Below are 1225 nucleotides of genomic sequence, written 5' to 3'. Positions count from 1 at the left end.
TAGCCCCGCTGGAACGGAAGAACGGCTGGACGCTGGCCGAACAGGCAGGTCACACAGGCCCGGACCGGATCCACCGGCTCTTGAACCGCATCGACTGGGACGCCGACGAGGTCCTTGATGACGTCCGGGACTACGTGGTCGAGCACCTCGGCGATCCGGAGGCGGTGCTGATCGTGGACGACACGGGCTTCCTGAAGAAGGGGGTCCGGTCGGCCGGAGTACAGCGGCAGTACTCCGGGACTGCCGGCCGCACCGAGAACTGCCAGGTGGGGGTCTTCCTCGCCTATGCCACCGACCGGGGCCGGACCTTGATCGACCGCAGGCTGTATCTGCCGACGTCGTGGACCGATGACCGTGACCGGTGCCGCCGGGCCGGCGTCGACGACACCGTAGGTTTCGAGACCAAGGTGGCGACGGCCAGGGCCATGGTCCGACGGGCAATCGCCGACAGGATTCCGTTCCGGTGGGTGACCGCGGATGCCGCCTACGGCTTCAGCAAGAGCTGGCGCACGGAACTGGAGCAAGCGGACATCTTCCACGTCATGGCCACCACCCGGCACGACACCGTCGTCACCCGCTGGGCCATGGACCACCCCGTCCATGACCTGTTCAACGGCCTGCCGCGGCAGAAGTGGAAACGCCGCTCGTGCGGCGAGGGCGCCCACGGGCCACGTGTCTTCGACTGGGCCCGCGTTGAAGTCCGTCCCTGGCATCGCGAAGACCGCCGGCATTGGGTCATCGCTCGTCGCAGCGTGAGCCGGCCGCAAGAGATCTCCTACTACATCGCCTATTGCCCGGCGCGCACCACACTGGACGAGTTGATTCGCATCGCCGGGTCCCGGTGGGCCGTGGAGGAGTGCTTCCAGACCGCGAAGGGCGAGTGCGGCCTGGACGAGTACCAGGTGCGCCGTTACGACGGTTGGCACCGCCACATGACGTTGGCCATGGCCACCCATGCCTGCCTGACCGTCCTGCGGGCCCGAGAGCTGGATACCGGGAAAGCAGAAACGGATCCTCCGGCCTCGTCCCCCTCAGCCTCCCCGAGCTCAGACGCCTGATCGCCCGTCTCACCGAACGCCGACCGGCCCCCATCGAGCACATCCTGCACTGGTCACATTGGCGACGCCGACGACAACACCAAGCCCGAATCAGCCACTACAAACGACGCGGTCACACACCACCCGAAGCTGCCCACCCGTCACGACAAAGACCGTTGCAGTACTAG

At 66.9% G+C, this 1225-nt stretch carries 1 protein-coding gene; it reads left to right on the top strand.

Features of this window, described 5'->3' with window-relative positions:
• Positions 1 to 1058, top strand: a 1058-nt coding sequence (locus ACIP64_RS41480) for an IS701 family transposase (protein WP_401598067.1), incomplete at its 5' end; no start/stop codon positions are given.
• Positions 1059 to 1225 lie beyond the last annotated feature (167 nt).

The sequence above is a fragment of the Streptomyces sp. NPDC088733 genome (assembly GCF_044751185.1).
GTDB lineage: Bacteria > Actinomycetota > Actinomycetes > Streptomycetales > Streptomycetaceae > Actinacidiphila.
The sequence above is the reverse complement of the archived record's forward strand: the minus strand, read 5'-3'. Positions and strand labels throughout refer to the sequence as shown.